Consider the following 15203-nt stretch of genomic DNA (forward strand, 5'->3'; position numbering starts at 1 on the left):
AGTTCGAACGAAAGACCTTCAAAAATTTACCGTTTGATAAAATTTTTTCTCTGAGTTACCGTTTGTTCCACAGACCGTTTACAATAAAGAGGGAACTTAAATGGGACGTCTGGAAACTGGTATTCAGAAGGGCAGGCTTTCGCCTGCCGAATATGACGCGAATTTTTCCGACCTTCACCCGCGCCTGAACAATCACGAGGCGCTGGTTGCTTCCGACCGCTGCTACTTCTGTTACGACGCGCCGTGCATGACGGCCTGTCCGACCTCGATCGACATTCCGCTTTTCATCCGCCAGATATCGACCGGCAATCCGATCGGCTCGGCAAAGACGATCTTCGATCAGAACATCCTCGGCGGCATGTGCGCCCGCGTCTGTCCCACCGAACAGCTCTGCGAGGAGGCCTGCGTCCGCAACACGGCCGAGGAGCGTCCCGTGGAGATCGGCCGGCTGCAGCGCTATGCGACCGACGCTGCAATGGCTGAAAACAAGCAATTCTACGAGCGGCCCGCCGCAAGCGGAAAGTCGATCGCCGTCATCGGCGCCGGCCCCGCGGGCCTTGCCTGCGCCCATCGTCTCGCCATGAAGGGCCACTCAGTCGTCATCTTCGACGCGCGGGAAAAAGCCGGCGGCCTCAACGAATACGGTATCGCCACCTACAAGACGGTCGATGACTTCGCCCAGAAAGAAGTCGACTACGTCCTGTCGATTGGCGGCATCGAGGTTCGCAACAACCAGGCACTTGGCCGCGACTTCACGATCTCCGACCTCAGCAGTCAATACGATGCAGTCTTCCTCGGCCTTGGCCTTGCCGGCGTCAACGCATTACGCGCCGAAGGCGAGGACCTCGACGGCGTCACCGACGCGGTTTCCTATATCGCCGATCTTCGCCAGGCCGGCGACAAGGCGGACATTGCCATCGGTCGCCGCGTCGTCGTGTTGGGCGGCGGCATGACAGCCATCGACGCCGCCGTCCAGGCAAAGCTGCTCGGCGCCGAAGAGGTGACGATCTGCTACCGCCGCGGCAAGGAACACATGAACGCCTCGGAATTCGAGCAGGATCTCGCAGCATCGAAAGGTGTCATGATTCGCCATTGGCTGGCGCCGAAGCGGATCCTCGAAAAGGACGGCAAGGTTGCCGGCATCGAGGTCGAATATACCGAGATCCGCGACGGCCGCCTGGCTGGCACCGGTGACGTCGGCGTGATCGCCGCCGATCAGATCTTCAAGGCGATCGGCCAGACTTTCGAGGCTTCCGGCCTCGGCGCATTGCGCATGGAGGCCGGCCGCATCGCCATCGACGCAGAAGGTCGCACATCGCTCGACGGCGTCTGGGCCGGCGGCGACTGCGTTCTCGGCGGTGACGACCTAACGGTTTCCGCCGTAGCCCAGGGCCGCGACGCGGCCGATAGCATCAATCTTGCACTGGCAGCTGCGCTTGCGCCTGCCGTCGCAGTCGCTTGAACGGGGAGACACTGAAATGGCTGATCTTCGCAATGACTTTGTCGGCATCAAATCCCCCAACCCGTTCTGGCTCGCCTCCGCGCCTCCGACAGACAAGGCCTATAATGTCGAGCGCGCCTTCAAGGCAGGCTGGGGCGGCGTCGTCTGGAAGACGCTCGGCGAAGAAGGCCCGCCCGTCGTCAACGTCAACGGGCCGCGCTACGGCGCGATCTGGGGCGCCGACCGCAGGCTTCTGGGCCTGAACAATATCGAACTCATCACCGACCGCGACCTCTACACCAACCTTCGCGAGATGAAGCAGGTGAAGATGAACTGGCCGGACCGCGCGTTGATCGCCTCGATCATGGTCCCCTGCGAGGAGCAGGCCTGGAAGGCGATCCTTCCCCTGGTCGAGGAAACCGGCGCCGACGGCATCGAGCTTAACTTCGGCTGTCCGCACGGAATGTCGGAGCGCGGCATGGGTGCTGCAGTCGGCCAGGTGCCGGAATATATCGAGATGGTCGTGCGCTGGTGCAAGCAATATACCCGCATGCCGGTCATCACCAAGCTGACGCCTAATGTAACAGACATCCGCAAGCCGGCTCGCGCGGCAAAGGCAGGCGGCACGGACGCCGTCTCGCTGATCAATACGATCAACTCCATCGTCTCGGTCGATCTCGACAGTTTCGCTCCCAATCCCTCGGTCGACGGCAAGGGAACGCACGGCGGTTATTGCGGCCCGGCGGTAAAGCCGATCGCCCTCAATATGGTGGCCGAGATCGCCCGCGATCCGGACACCTACGGACTGCCGATCTCCGGCATCGGCGGCATCACCACCTGGCGCGACGCTGCCGAGTTCATCGCGCTCGGATCCGGCAACGTCCAGGTCTGCACCGCCGCCATGACCTACGGCTTCAAGATCGTCGAGGAAATGATATCAGGCCTGTCCGACTGGATGGACCAAAAGGGCCACCGCACACTCGACGACATCACCGGCCGCGCTGTGCGCAACGTCACTGACTGGCAATATCTCAACCTCAACTACATCGCCAAGGCCCGTATCGACCAGGACGCATGCATCAAGTGCGGTCGCTGTCATATCGCCTGCGAGGACACCTCGCATCAGGCGATCACCAGCATGGTCGACGGCGTCAGGCATTTCGAGGTCATGGACGACGAATGTGTCGGCTGCAATCTCTGCGTCAACGTCTGTCCCGTCGAGAATTGCATCACCCTCGAACAACTGCCGGCAGGCGATCTCGACAAACGCACGGGCCGTGTCGTCGACCCGAACTACGCCAACTGGACGACGCATGTGAACAACCCGATGGCGAAGCAGGCCGCGGAGTGAAGTCGGCTAACCGGTGATCTCGCCACGGATGCGAGATTGCCGGCATGGCTTGATTGGGGCATCGAATATGGTAGACATCGCACAGCCGCCGATTGCAGCGGCCGCGAAAACAGGAGGCTATCATGTCACGCAGGTCCTTCAACGACGTTAGCTTTTGAAGTCACGTCCAAGCGCCGCAAATCCTTCCCATCAGAAGCCGGTGTTAAGACCGGCAACCGTTTTGTTCACGGCGACGTTGAATTGATCGAGAAACTCGGTCGCAACGATCTCTGCCCCTGCAGTTCGCGGAGGCGGTTTCAAGAATTGCTGTCTTAAATCCGGCCGCTATGACGGCATTGAGCGGCACCACTATTTTTAGGGACCGTGATTGAGACACCGAAGCGGCTCGCGCGCCTGCCGGCGCGAGCCGCTGCCTCACCTGGAAATAACAACGCCTTGACATATATGGCTATATTCGCGCCATCCCGTCGGATGATGCATGGTAGGCAGTTGGAATGGGTGGAATGTCTTTTCGAAATGGGCTTCGTGCCGGCACCGGCGATTGCCATTCTGTCGTCGATCGGCTTTTCGGTGGCTTTGATCTGGCCGATCCGCGTCAGTACGGCGCTTTTCTGCTTGCCCATGCAAGAGCCATTCCCGCTGTCGAACAAGCGTTGGAGCAAGGTGGGATCGCTTCGCTGTTGCCGGATTGGGCCGATCGCCGCCGAAGCGACATGCTCGCCGCTGACCTGGCGACACTTGGTCTCAAGGCACCTCGCTCCCTCGATGTGGTTGCGTTTGCAGCAGATGACGAGCTCTGGGGTGCAGCTTACGTGCTCGAGGGCTCGAAGCTCGGAGGCGCGATATTGGCAAAGCGGGTGCCGGAAAGTCTTCCCTCGGCCTACATTCGTCATCAAGGACCGAAGGGCGCCATGAAAGCTTTCATGGAACGGCTGGACGGAGCGAACATTATAGACGAGGATCGCGCCATCGCTGCCGCGAGATCCATCTTCGACCACTTCAGGCGCGCCGCCGAACTCGAACTGGAGCTCTTTGCCTCTTGACGGACAGTCCCCTTCCAGTCGATCTGACCAATTGCGATCGTGAGCCGATCCACCAACTCGGCTCCTTGCAGCCTTTTGGCTTTCTGCTCGCGATCTCCTCAGATTGGCTGGTCGCGCGCGCCTCGCTCAATCTTCACCAATTTCTTGGCATCGAATGTGAGCAGGCGCTCGGGCGGCCCGTCGCCGAGATCATCGCCCCAAAGGCGCTGCACACCCTGCGCAACCGGTTGACCATGGTGCGCGGCCCCGATGTCGTCGAGCGCATTTTCGGCATCGCTCTTGCCGACGACGGCGCCGCATTCGATATCGCGCTGCACCTGAGCGACGGCCTGATCATCCTTGAAGGAGAGCTTTCGCAGGACCCGAGGCAAGGCGGCTCTACCATGTCGATCCGCAGCATGATGGCGCGGCTGGACCAGACCGAGACATTGGAGGCCTTCTTCCGCGAAGGGGCACGACAGGCCCGTGCATTGACGGGCTTCGACCGGGTCATGGTCTATCGTTTCGATCAAAGCGGCTCCGGCGAGGTCGTAGCCGAAGCGGCACGTTCCGGCATCGGTTCATTTCTAGGACTCCATTATCCGGCCTCCGACATTCCGGTACAGGCGCGTGCGCTCTACATGCGAAACCTCTTCCGTATCATTGCAGACGTGGATGGCACACCGGTCGCGATCCTTCCCGAACGTGACGAGTATGGCCGTCCGCTCGATCTCTCCATGTCGATGCTGCGCTCCGTTTCGCCGATGCATATCGAATACCTGAAGAATATGGGTGTATGTGCCTCGCTGTCGATTTCGATCGTCGTCGACGAGAAGCTCTGGGGGCTTTTTGCCTGTCACCACTACAGCCCGCGCCTGCCGTCTTTCGAGCGCCGCTCGACGTCGGAGCTCTTCGGCCAGATGTTCGCTTCGCGGCTGGAGAGCCGCGAACGCAGGACGGCGCTGGACTACGAGACCAAGGCCCGGCAGATCGCTGACCGGGTGCTGACGTTGGTGGCCGATGACGCCAGCCTCCTGGACGATCCGGCGTGGTTGATCGAGGCACTCGGCGAGGCCATTCCCGCCGACGGTATCGGCGTCTGGATAAACGGCCGTTCCGCACTCAGCGGGCTTACGCCGAACGAAGAGCAGTTTGCGACAATTGTAAGGACCCTCGATCGCGCCGCCGCCGGCCGGGTTTTCGCGACCGATCGCATCGAGGAGCTTTATCCCGAACAGGGCATCGACGGAGTGGTTGCCGGCCTGCTGGCGATCCCGATCTCGCGATCGCCCCGGGACTATGTCATCCTTTTCCGGCAGGAGATTGTCCGTTCCGTGCGCTGGGCTGGCGATCCGCACAAGCCGACGGAATACGGTCCCAATGGCCCCCGGCTGACGCCACGCAAGAGCTTCGAGACCTGGTCCGAGCTGGTTCGCGGCCGGTCGCATCCGTTTACTTCAGCGGAATGCCGGGTTGCCGAGACGATCAGGGTGACACTGATCGAAGTGGTATTGCGACTGGCCGATGAGGCCCGCGACGTTCGTAGGCAAGCAACCGAGCGGCAAGAACTGCTGATCGCCGAGCTTAACCACCGGGTCCGCAACATCCTGAGCCTCATCAACGGCCTCGTGCGACAGTCGAAATCATCGAGTGTCACGCTCGATGATTATATCGGTCAGCTTGAGGGCCGCGTCCAGTCGCTGGCGCGCGCCCATGATCAGATCACTCGCGACAATTGGGCGCCGGCCTCCTTCCGCCACCTGCTCGAAGCCGAAGCCGCAGCCTATCTTGGCAAGAACGTCGAGCGTATCGCTCTCACCGGGCCTGATGTCTTGCTGGACCCGAGAGCATTCTCGACGACCGCCCTCGTCCTGCATGAACTCGTTACCAACAGCGTCAAATATGGCAGCCTTTCCGGCAACAGCGGCGTCTCCGTCTCCTGGGACATCGACATTCAAGGCGATTTGTCGATCCGCTGGCGGGAGACCGGCGGCCCGCCCGTCGCCGAGCCCATGCGGCAGGGTTTCGGCACGACGCTCATCCGTCGCTCCATTCCCTACGATCTTGGCGGCAAGGCGGACATTCGATTCGCTGCCTCCGGTGTCGAGGCGGATTTTTCAATCCCGTCGAAATATGTAAGCTTTGCGGAAGCTACGACGAACTGCGCGGTTCGCACGACCGCCGTCAAGAATACAGACACCGGTGATGCCGCGGGATACCTCCTGTCGGGCATGAATGTCCTGTTGGTGGAAGACAATCTGATCATCGCCATGGACGGCGAGGATATTCTCAGCCGCCTCGGCGCCAGGCATGTGGCCACCGCGCCGAATGTGACGCAGGCGCTTGACATACTGGACCAGCGTTCATTCGATGTGGCGCTGCTGGACGTCAATCTCGGCGAGGAGAACAGTTTGCCGATTGCTGACCGGCTGGCCAGCAAGAAAACGCCCTTTCTCTTTGCGACCGGCTATGGCGGAGAGAACGTTCAGGTCGGTAAACACGGCGATGCGCATATCGTGCAAAAACCGTACACGATCGAAAGCGTGGCCGCAGCGCTTGCCGGGCTCAATCTGCCGAAACGGGACTGAGCGCCGAGCCCTGGCCTGGATTGCTTTGGCCCGCATCGTTCCCGACTGTCATCAACCCGTCGACGAAAAGCTTCTCGAGATAGCGCGCCGCGTCTTCAAAGCGACCCACCCCTGAATGCTCCTGCCCGAGGACCGCTCGCACCTGAACGTCGAAGTCGGCATAGTGCTGTGTGGTCGACCAGATCGAGAAGATCAGATGGTATGGGTCGCATTTGGCGATTTTGCCCGCCTTCGCCCAGGCGCGGATAACCTCGGCCTTCTCATCCACGAGGCTCTTCAGCGGGCCTTTCAGTTCGTCTTCTATATGCGGAGCGCCCTGCAGCACCTCGTTGGCAAACAGGCGGCTTTCGCGCGGAAAGTCGCGAGCCATTTCAAGCTTGCGCCTGATGTAGCTGCGGATCTCGCTTTCGGGATTTCCATCCGCATTGAAGGCGCGCAGCGGCTCGAGCCAGGTGAAGAGCACGCGGTCGATCAGCGCCCGGTGCATCGCGTCCTTGGTACGGAAATAGTAGAGCAGATTCGGCTTCGACATGCCGGCGACCTCGGCGATCTGGTCGATAGTCGAACCGCGAAAACCACTGGCGGAAAAGACGTCCAGAGCGGCCTCCAGTATCAGTTCTTCCTTCTCTTCCTGGATGCGCGTCCGCCGCTGGGTTCTGGCGGCTCTCGGGATGGCCATGTCGGTTTTGTTTCCCTTTGAAATTCAACCGTTTCAGTCAAGTTTGCATCAAACTCGCACCTGACGACGTTTTAGGCAATTGCCTGCAATTTTGTCGGTGCTTTTCGTTTTTTTCGTCTTGAGCGCCGCCACGGAAGTTGTAATGTTTACCAATCGGTCAAATATCGATCAGTTGCCAGGTAAAGGCAACCGGCGATTTTCCGGAGCAAATAAAAACAAAGAAGGCTCCGGTCACTGACCTTGGGAACTACGGCATGCGCCTTGCATGACGACGATAAACAGGTGAGGAATGCATATGGTGGCCGCACCAGGCGAAAACATGCGTATCGACGGCGATCGCCTTTGGGACGCGTTGATGGATATGGCGAAGATCGGCCCCGGTATCGCGGGCGGCAACAACCGCCAGACGCTGACCGACGCCGATGGCGAAGGTCGCCACCTCTTCAAGTCATGGTGCGAACAGGCCGGCATGACCATGGGTGTCGACAAGATGGGCACGATGTTCGCAACCCGCGCCGGCACCGACCCCGATGCCCTGCCCGTCTATGTCGGATCCCATCTCGACACCCAGCCGACCGGCGGCAAATATGACGGCGTCCTCGGCGTGCTGGCAGGGCTTGAAGTCGTCCGCACCATGAACGACCTCGGCATTAAGACGAAACACCCTGTGGTCGTCACCAACTGGACAAACGAGGAAGGCGCCCGCTTCGCCCCTGCCATGCTCGCTTCAGGCGTCTTTGCCGGCGTCCATACATTGGAGCACGCCTATAGCCGCAAGGACCCTGACGGGAAGACCTACGGCGACGAGCTGAAGCGCATCGGCTGGCTCGGCGAGGAAGAGGTCGGCGCGCGCAAGATGCACGCCTATTTCGAATACCATATCGAGCAGGGCCCGATTCTCGAGGCGGAAAATAAGGCAATCGGCGTCGTCACCCACTGTCAGGGCTTGTGGTGGCTCGAATTCACGCTCACCGGCAAGGAAGCGCATACGGGCTCGACGCCCATGAACCTGCGCGTCAATGCCGGCCTCGCCATGTCGCGGATCATCGAGATGGTGCAGGGTGTTGCGATGGAAAACCAGCCGGGCGCCGTTGGCGGCGTCGGCCAGGTGTTCTTCTCTCCGAACTCCCGCAACGTGCTCCCCGGCAAGGTCGTTTTCACCGTCGACATCCGCAGCCCCGACAAGGCGAAGCTCGACCGCATGCGCGCTGCGATAGAGGCCAAGGCGCCCAATATCTGCAACGAGCTTGGCGTCGGCTGTTCTGTCGAGGCGATCGGCCACTTCGAGCCGGTGACATTCGACCCGACACTCGTCTCAGCGGTGCGCAACGCCGCCGAGAGGCTCGGCTACAGCCATATGAACATCATCTCCGGCGCTGGCCATGACGCCTGCTGGGCCGCCAAGGTCGCCCCCGCCACGATGATCATGTGCCCCTGCGTCGGCGGCCTCTCCCACAACGAAGCCGAAGAGATTTCCAAGGAATGGGCGGCCGCCGGCGCCGACGTCCTCTTCCACGCAGTCGTCGAGACGGCGGGGATCGTGGAGTGATGGCCTACACGACGGAACACCCCCCTCTGTCGGCCGGGCCGACATCTCCCCCACAAGGGGGGAGATCAATATGACGCGAGAAGGTGCCACAGCGATCTCCCCCCTTGTGGGGGAGATGCCCGACAGGGCAGAGGGGGGTGTCTCTCCGCACGCGTTTCTAACCAGGGAGCAGACCCAATGAGCACAGTCATCAAGGGTGGAACGATCGTTACGGCCGATCTGACCTACAAGGCGGACGTGAAGATCGAGGGCGGCAGGATCGTCGAGATCGGGCCGAACCTTTCCGGCAACGAGGTGCTCGACGCCACGGGTTGCTACGTCATGCCCGGCGGCATCGACCCGCACACCCATCTCGAAATGCCGTTCATGGGCACCTATTCCTCGGACGATTTCGAGAGCGGCACGCGCGCGGCCCTTTCAGGCGGTACGACGATGGTGGTCGATTTCGCCCTGCCCGCACCCGGTCAGTCGATGCTCGAAGCGCTGACCATGTGGGACAACAAGTCGACGCGGGCCAATTGCGACTATTCCTTCCACATGGCGATCACCTGGTGGAGCGAACAGGTCTTCAACGAGATGGAGACAGTCGTCAGAGAAAAAGGCATCAACACTTTCAAGCACTTCATGGCCTATAAAGGTGCGTTGATGGTCGACGACGACGAGATGTTCTCGTCCTTCCAGCGCTGCGCCGAGCTCGGCGCCCTGCCCCTCGTCCACGCCGAAAACGGCGACGTGGTGGCGCAGATGCAGGCAAAGCTGCTCGCGGAAGGCAATGACGGCCCGGAAGCCCACGCCTATTCGAGGCCGGCGGAAGTCGAGGGCGAGGCGACCAACCGCGCCATCATGATCGCCGACATGGCAGGCTCCCCGGTCTATATCGTCCACACCTCCTGCGAACAGGCGCACGAGGCAATCCGCCGTGCCCGCCAGAAGGGCATGCGCGTCTACGGCGAGCCGCTTATCCAGCACCTGACGCTCGATGAAAGCGAATATTTCGACAAGGACTGGGACCACGCCGCCCGCCGCGTCATGTCGCCGCCGTTCCGCAACAAGCAGCACCAGGATAGTCTCTGGGCGGGCCTTGCGTCAGGTTCGCTGCAGGTCGTTGCGACCGACCATTGCGCCTTCACCACGGAACAGAAGCGCTTCGGCCTCGGCGACTTCACCAAGATCCCCAACGGCACCGGAGGTCTGGAAGACCGGCTGCCGATGCTCTGGACCCACGGCGTCGCGACCGGCCGGCTGACCATGAACGAGTTCGTCGCCGTTACCTCGACAAACATCGCCAAGATCTTGAACGTTTATCCGAAGAAGGGCGCGATCCTTGTCGGCGCCGACGCGGATATCGTCGTCTGGGATCCGAAGCGCACAAAGACCATCTCTGCCAAGACCCAGCAGTCGGCTATCGACTACAATGTCTTCGAAGGCAAGCAGGTCACAGGCCTGCCGCGCTATACCCTGACGCGCGGTGTCGTCGCCATCGAGGAAAACACCATCAAGACCCAGCAGGGCCATGGCCAGTTCGTCGCCCGCGAGCCTTTCACCGCCGTCAACAAGGCGCTCTCGACCTGGAAAGGCATCACCGCACCCCGCAAGGTGCAGCGCACCGGCATTCCGGCAAGTGGGGTCTGATTGACGAGAATTCTCAAGCAGCGCGCCGTGCTACCCCTGCGCCAGTCGATCCAGTTCCGGCAGCAGGACGACGCTCTCCTGCTCGTTGGGATCGGTGCGCGCAATGATCGCCGTGCTCGGAAGGTCACTGAGATTGGCCGGAAGATGCGGCACGCCGGCCGGTATGTAGAACATCTCGCCGGCCCTGACGATCACATGTTCCTCCAGCCGGTCGCCAAACCAGGTGTGCACCTCGCCGGAGAGAACATAAACCGCCGTCTCGTGAGCCTCGTGCAGATGCGCCTTGGCGCGACCGCCCGGCGGGATCGTCAGGAGATGCATGCAAATGCCTGTGGAGCCGACCGTTTCGGCAGCGATGCCCTGGAAATAGCTAAGCCCCTGTTTCCCGGCATAGGTGCCTCCGGGTCGCACAATTCTGCAGGTGGGCTTCGATGATACGCTCATATTATTCCTCCTTTATATCCGTTTCCGTGACAAAATCTCTTCGCTCGTCGATAAATAGACCCTCAACGACAATACGCAATACGCCCGGGGCGACCTGCGAAAACCTGACTGGGACGCCTTAATGACATCATCCAGCTCTTCCGTCGTTTCCGCGCGGAACCTCTGTCTCACCTACCAGACGAATGACGGGCCGGTGCATGCGCTGAGCAATGTCGATCTCGATGTCGGAAAGGGTGACTTCGTCTCCTTCATCGGACCGTCCGGCTGCGGCAAGACGACGTTCCTGAGGGCAATCGCCGATCTCGAGAAGAAAACCTCAGGCGATCTCACCGTCAACGGCATGTCGCCGGAAGATGCTCGCGAAAAGCGGTCCTACGGCTATGTGTTCCAGGCACCCGCGCTCTACCCCTGGCGCACCATCGAGAAGAACATCGCCCTGCCGCTGGAGATCATGGGCCACAGCAAAGACGAGCAGAAGCGACGGGTCGCCCAGACGCTGGAACTCGTCAACCTAAACGGCTTTGAACACAAATATCCATGGCAGCTCTCCGGCGGCATGCAGCAGCGAGCCTCGATCGCCCGCGCCCTGGCCTTCGACGCCGACCTGCTCCTGATGGACGAACCCTTCGGCGCCCTCGACGAAATCGTCCGCGACTATCTGAACGAGCAGCTGCTGAAGCTCTGGGCACGAACGAACAAGACCATCTGCTTCGTCACCCACTCGATCCCCGAAGCCGTTTACCTCTCGACCAAGATCGTCGTCATGTCGCCCCGCCCGGGTCGGGTGACAGACATCATCGATTCCACGCTGCCGGCCGAACGCCCCCTCGGCATCCGCGAAACCCCCGAATTCCTCGAAATAGCCCACCGCGTTCGCGAAGGATTGAGGGCGGGGCATAGCTATGAGGAGTAGGTCGTTGAGGATCGAACAAGAGGCGCCCCTCACCCTAACCCTCTTCCCGCAAGCGGGGAGAGGGGACGACGGAGGGCGCGTCTATCTCCTTCGCCCCTACGGGGAGAAGGTGGCCGAAGGCCGGATGAGGGGCGCTCCTTGCTCGACGAGGCTCAATTCATGAACGCACAATTCCTCCTCTGGCTCGCCGGCGCGATGACCATTTTCATATCGGGGGCAACCGCATCCCGCGCCTATATCGCCACCAGCAACGTTCTCATCCTCGTGCTCTCGCTGACGCTCTATTGCATCGGCAACCTGATGATGGTGCGGCTGATGCGCGAGGGCGGGCTGGGTCTGGCGATCTCGGCCTCGGCCATCGTCCAGCTCATCGTCGTCAACATCATCGCCGTCGCCGTGTTCGGCGAGCGCCTGAGCATGCCTCAGCTCGCCGGTGTCGGGCTTGGCGTCCTCGCGATGGCGCTGATGATGTTTCCATTGCAGGGCAAGGTGTGACGATGCAGAAAGAGGAGTTCTTCAGACACAAGTTCGTGCCGGTCACAACGATCCTGCTTGCGATCGTCGTCCTCTGGTACATCTTTGCCGTCGTTCTGAACGCCCCGTTCCAGCGCGACCTCGACCGCCGCGCCAATGTCTCGTCGGGCACGATGGAATTCATCGGCAAAACGCTGTCGCAGCCGAAACCTGTCATGCCGGCGCCACACCAGGTCGCCTCGAACGTCTTCGAGAACACCTTTCTTCGCAGTGTCACAAGCAATCGCAGCCTGGTCTACAATGCCTGGGTGACTCTGGCAGCGACGGCGGTCGGCTTCGTGTTCGGCTCCATCCTCGGCGTGGTCATCGCCGTCGGCATCGTCCATGTGAAAGTGCTGGAGCGTAGCCTGATGCCCTGGATCATCGCTTCGCAAATGGTGCCGGTCCTGGCGATCGCGCCGATGGTAATCGTTGTGCTGGGAGCACTCGGCATCACCGGGCTGATACCGAAGGCGCTGATCTGCGCCTACCTATCGTTCTTTCCGGTCACGGTCGGCATGGTGAAGGGCCTGCGCTCACCCGAGATCATCTATCTGGACCTGATGCGCACCTATAACGCCAGCCAGGCTCAGACTTTCTGGAAATTGCGGGTCCCGGCCTCCGTCCCGTTTCTCTTTACATCGATGAAGGTCGCAGTCGCCGCGAGCCTCGTAGGCACCATCGTCGGCGAACTGCCGACCGGCGCAGTTGCCGGTATCGGCGCCAAATTGCTCGCCGGCTCCTATCAGAGCCAGACCATCGATATCTGGGCGGCCCTCGTGGCCGGCTCTGTATTGGCCTCCCTGTTGGTCGCCAGTGTCAGCATCGTCGCGCGCATTGTCGACCGCTCGATGGGAGGTCGACCGGTATGAAGGTCTTCTATTTCTCTTGGCAGGGCCTGCTGGCGCTTCTGCTGTGCCTGGTGGCGGCATTCCTCCTGCCGCTCATTGCGACCGGCACGGAAGACCCGATTTCACCCGGCGTCACGATGCTGGTGTTCTTCCTGATCATCGTCTCGTCGATCCTGTCGCAGACCACGCTACCTCCGGCGATTACCGCCGCTATCCTGTTCATCGGCGCGCATGAAGCAGCATGGCTGCTCCTGACTGGCATTGCCGGCAACGAAGGCGCCGCTCGTCCTTCGTTCTTCCTGTTGATATCAGCCGCATGGCTGCTCGCCTGGCGCTGCGTCAGCCTGTTGGCGGGTATCCAGCCAAGCTCCACCTTCACCAGCTGGCTGCTCAAGCTGGTCATCCCGGCGATCTTCGGCGCGTGGATCCTGATTATCTGGGAGGCCACCACCCGCGGCGGCGGCATTCCATTTATCCTGTTGCCACCGCCAAGCGCCATCGGGCTTCGGATCGTCGACTCCCTCCCGATTCTTGCCGCCGACGTCCGGCAAACGATCCTGAAGGCGGTGGTCGTCGGCTATATCATCGGCTGCAGCAGCGGCTTTATCGTCGCGATCCTTGCCGATCGCGTCGCCTTCCTGCGCCGCGGCCTGATCCCGATCGGCAACCTGGTCTCCGCGCTGCCGATCATCGGCGTTGCACCCGTCATGGTCATGTGGTTCGGCTTCGACTGGCAGTCCAAGGCGGCCGTCGTCGTCATCATGACCTTCTTCCCGATGCTGGTGAACACGGTCGCGGGGTTGGCTGCTGCCGGCAACATGGAGCGCGATCTGATGCGCACCTATGCATCGAACTACACGCAGACGCTGCTCAAGCTTCGGCTCCCGGCAGCGGCACCGTTCATCTTCAATGCCTTAAAGATCAACTCGACGCTGGCGCTGATCGGTGCCATCGTAGCGGAGTTCTTTGGCACGCCGATTGTCGGCATGGGATTCCGGATAGCGATCGAAGGCGGCCGGATGAACGTCGACATGGTCTGGGCCGAGGTCGCCGTAGCGGCGGTGAGCGGTTCCGTCTTCTATGGCGTCATCACTCTTGTCGAAAGGATGACGACATTCTGGCATCCGTCTATCCGTGGCAGCTAGGTCAAATCGAATTCCTGGAGCGAACGCTCCAGGCGTCGCCCAAGACCCGAAAAGGGCAAGGGCATAACTTCAGAGGGAAAAGGGAAAGCAATGAAAAAACTGATGTTTACACTGATGGCGGGCGCAATGGCGCTGGCCGCGGCCCAATCGGCACTCGCCGCCGACAAGGTGACGCTGCAGTTGAAATGGGTGACGCAGGCCCAGTTCGGCGGCTACTTCGTCGCCAAGGACAAGGGCTATTACAAGGCCGAAGGCCTTGATGTCGACATCAAGCCCGGTGGACCGGACAGCGCGCCGGAACAGATCATCGCCGGCGGCGGCGCCGACGTCATCGTCGACTGGATGGGCGGCGCGCTCGTTGCCCGGGAGAAGGGCGTTCCACTCGTCAACATCGCCCAGCCCTTCGATAAATCCGGCCTCGAACTGATCTGCCCCAAGGACGGCCCGATCAAGTCGGAGGCCGATTTCAAGGGCCACACCCTCGGTGTCTGGTTCTACGGCAACGAGTATCCGTTCTTCGCCTGGATGAACAAGCTGAAGATACCGACGGAAGGCGGCAAGGATGGCGTCACCGTCCTGAAGCAGAGCTTCGATGTGCAGCCGCTCGTCCAGAAGCAGGCCGACTGCATTTCCGTCATGACCTATAACGAATACTGGCAGGCGATCGATGCCGGCTTCAAGGCTGAAGACCTGCTCGTCTTCAACTACACCAAGCTCGGCGTCAATCTTCTCGAAGACGGTCTCTACGTCAACGAAGAGAAGCTGAAGGACCCGGCCTTCAAGGAAAAGATGGTCAAGTTCGTCCGCGCTTCGATGAAGGGCTGGAAGTACGCGGTCGAACATCCTGACGAAGCGGCCGAAATCGTCGTCGACAATGGCGGTCAGGACGAGGCTCACCAGAAGCGCATGGCCGGCGAAGTGGCAAAGCTGATCGGCGACGGCAAGCTCGACAAGGCTCTCTACGAGCGCACCGAGAAGGCCCTGCTTGAACAGAAGATCATCAACAAGGAGCCAAAGGGCGCCTACACGCACGCCATTACCGACGCTGCGTTGAAGTAGTCCCCGTTTCCAAGCG

At 61.0% G+C, this 15203-nt stretch carries 13 protein-coding genes; 11 read left to right on the plus strand and 2 right to left on the minus strand.

Annotation, left to right across the window (positions count from 1 at the left end; genetic code table 11):
- The first annotated feature begins 100 nt into the window (after positions 1 to 100).
- From CPY51_RS14225 to CPY51_RS14245, 4 genes are all read left to right on the plus strand, one after another.
- The gene (locus CPY51_RS14225; RefSeq protein ID WP_111160843.1) at positions 101 to 1462 is read left to right on the plus strand and encodes an NAD(P)-dependent oxidoreductase; all 1362 of its coding nucleotides are present in this window, start codon (positions 101 to 103) and stop codon (positions 1460 to 1462) included.
- A 16-nt stretch (positions 1463 to 1478) separates the two neighbouring features.
- Positions 1479 to 2792, plus strand: coding sequence for an NAD-dependent dihydropyrimidine dehydrogenase subunit PreA (gene preA / locus CPY51_RS14230; RefSeq protein WP_111160844.1), 1314 nt, complete (start codon positions 1479 to 1481; stop codon positions 2790 to 2792).
- Positions 2793 to 3295: 503 nt separating this feature from the next.
- Positions 3296 to 3835 (plus strand): biliverdin-producing heme oxygenase, encoded by a 540-nt coding sequence (locus CPY51_RS14240; protein ID WP_111160846.1) that lies wholly within the window; start codon positions 3296 to 3298, stop codon positions 3833 to 3835.
- The gene (locus tag CPY51_RS14245) at positions 3832 to 6402 is read left to right on the plus strand and encodes an HWE histidine kinase domain-containing protein (protein ID WP_111160847.1); all 2571 of its coding nucleotides are present in this window, start codon (positions 3832 to 3834) and stop codon (positions 6400 to 6402) included. The genes CPY51_RS14240 and CPY51_RS14245 overlap by 4 nt, the downstream gene beginning before the upstream one ends.
- Here CPY51_RS14245 and CPY51_RS14250 read toward each other — a convergent pair.
- Entirely contained in the window at positions 6380 to 7081 is a 702-nt protein-coding gene (locus tag CPY51_RS14250) for a TetR family transcriptional regulator C-terminal domain-containing protein (RefSeq protein ID WP_244598664.1), read from the minus strand. The genes CPY51_RS14245 and CPY51_RS14250 overlap by 23 nt on opposite strands.
- Positions 7082 to 7376: 295 nt before the next feature.
- Between CPY51_RS14250 and CPY51_RS14255 the strand changes: the two genes are divergently transcribed.
- On the plus strand, positions 7377 to 8630 hold the full coding sequence (locus CPY51_RS14255) for a Zn-dependent hydrolase (RefSeq protein WP_111160848.1): 1254 nt from the start codon (positions 7377 to 7379) through the stop codon (positions 8628 to 8630).
- 177 nt (positions 8631 to 8807) lie between these two features.
- Positions 8808 to 10262 (plus strand): dihydropyrimidinase, encoded by a 1455-nt coding sequence (gene hydA / locus CPY51_RS14260; RefSeq protein WP_111160849.1) that lies wholly within the window; start codon positions 8808 to 8810, stop codon positions 10260 to 10262.
- A gap of 30 nt (positions 10263 to 10292) precedes the next feature.
- Here hydA and CPY51_RS14265 read toward each other — a convergent pair whose 3' ends face one another.
- Positions 10293 to 10706: a cupin domain-containing protein gene (locus CPY51_RS14265; RefSeq protein ID WP_111160850.1), complete on the minus strand. Its 414-nt coding sequence runs from the start codon at positions 10704 to 10706 to the stop codon at positions 10293 to 10295.
- Positions 10707 to 10827: 121 nt separating this feature from the next.
- Here CPY51_RS14265 and CPY51_RS14270 point away from each other — a divergent pair, with 121 nt between their 5' ends.
- The 5 genes from CPY51_RS14270 to CPY51_RS14290 all read left to right on the plus strand — a co-directional run bounded on the left by CPY51_RS14270 (position 10828) and on the right by CPY51_RS14290 (position 15187).
- Positions 10828 to 11619, plus strand: a complete 792-nt coding sequence (locus tag CPY51_RS14270; protein ID WP_111160851.1) for an ABC transporter ATP-binding protein — start codon at positions 10828 to 10830, stop codon at positions 11617 to 11619.
- 159 nt (positions 11620 to 11778) lie between these two features.
- The gene (locus tag CPY51_RS14275) at positions 11779 to 12114 is read left to right on the plus strand and encodes a hypothetical protein (protein ID WP_111161007.1); all 336 of its coding nucleotides are present in this window, start codon (positions 11779 to 11781) and stop codon (positions 12112 to 12114) included.
- A 2-nt stretch (positions 12115 to 12116) separates the two neighbouring features.
- Positions 12117 to 13004: an ABC transporter permease gene (locus tag CPY51_RS14280; RefSeq protein WP_111160852.1), complete on the plus strand. Its 888-nt coding sequence runs from the start codon at positions 12117 to 12119 to the stop codon at positions 13002 to 13004.
- Positions 13001 to 14128 carry an ABC transporter permease gene (locus CPY51_RS14285; RefSeq protein ID WP_111160853.1) on the plus strand — a complete coding sequence of 376 codons (1128 nt, stop codon included), beginning with the start codon at positions 13001 to 13003 and terminating at the stop codon, positions 14126 to 14128. The genes CPY51_RS14280 and CPY51_RS14285 overlap by 4 nt, the downstream gene beginning before the upstream one ends.
- Before the next feature lie 90 nt (positions 14129 to 14218).
- Positions 14219 to 15187 carry an ABC transporter substrate-binding protein gene (locus CPY51_RS14290; RefSeq protein WP_111160854.1) on the plus strand — a complete coding sequence of 323 codons (969 nt, stop codon included), beginning with the start codon at positions 14219 to 14221 and terminating at the stop codon, positions 15185 to 15187.
- Positions 15188 to 15203 lie beyond the last annotated feature (16 nt).

Origin of the sequence: Arminella tubonensis (assembly GCF_003240585.1) — a bacterium.
Classification (GTDB): domain Bacteria; phylum Pseudomonadota; class Alphaproteobacteria; order Rhizobiales; family Rhizobiaceae; genus Rhizobium; species Rhizobium tubonense.

What these genes read in the sequence shown, in the direction of transcription:
- hydA (WP_111160849.1), top strand. Translation starts at nt 8,808, where the DNA reads ATGAGCACAGTCATCAAGGGTGGAACGATCGTTACGGCCGATCTGACC.
- CPY51_RS14255 (WP_111160848.1), top strand. Translation starts at nt 7,377, where the DNA reads ATGGTGGCCGCACCAGGCGAAAACATGCGTATCGACGGCGATCGCCTT.
- CPY51_RS14265 (WP_111160850.1), bottom strand. Translation starts at nt 10,706, where the DNA reads ATGAGCGTATCATCGAAGCCCACCTGCAGAATTGTGCGACCCGGAGGC.
- preA (WP_111160844.1), top strand. Translation starts at nt 1,479, where the DNA reads ATGGCTGATCTTCGCAATGACTTTGTCGGCATCAAATCCCCCAACCCG.
- CPY51_RS14225 (WP_111160843.1), top strand. Translation starts at nt 101, where the DNA reads ATGGGACGTCTGGAAACTGGTATTCAGAAGGGCAGGCTTTCGCCTGCC.
- CPY51_RS14275 (WP_111161007.1), top strand. Translation starts at nt 11,779, where the DNA reads ATGAACGCACAATTCCTCCTCTGGCTCGCCGGCGCGATGACCATTTTC.
- CPY51_RS14280 (WP_111160852.1), top strand. Translation starts at nt 12,117, where the DNA reads ATGCAGAAAGAGGAGTTCTTCAGACACAAGTTCGTGCCGGTCACAACG.
- CPY51_RS14285 (WP_111160853.1), top strand. Translation starts at nt 13,001, where the DNA reads ATGAAGGTCTTCTATTTCTCTTGGCAGGGCCTGCTGGCGCTTCTGCTG.
- CPY51_RS14290 (WP_111160854.1), top strand. Translation starts at nt 14,219, where the DNA reads ATGAAAAAACTGATGTTTACACTGATGGCGGGCGCAATGGCGCTGGCC.
- CPY51_RS14240 (WP_111160846.1), top strand. Translation starts at nt 3,296, where the DNA reads ATGTCTTTTCGAAATGGGCTTCGTGCCGGCACCGGCGATTGCCATTCT.
- CPY51_RS14270 (WP_111160851.1), top strand. Translation starts at nt 10,828, where the DNA reads ATGACATCATCCAGCTCTTCCGTCGTTTCCGCGCGGAACCTCTGTCTC.
- CPY51_RS14250 (WP_244598664.1), bottom strand. Translation starts at nt 7,081, where the DNA reads ATGGCCATCCCGAGAGCCGCCAGAACCCAGCGGCGGACGCGCATCCAG.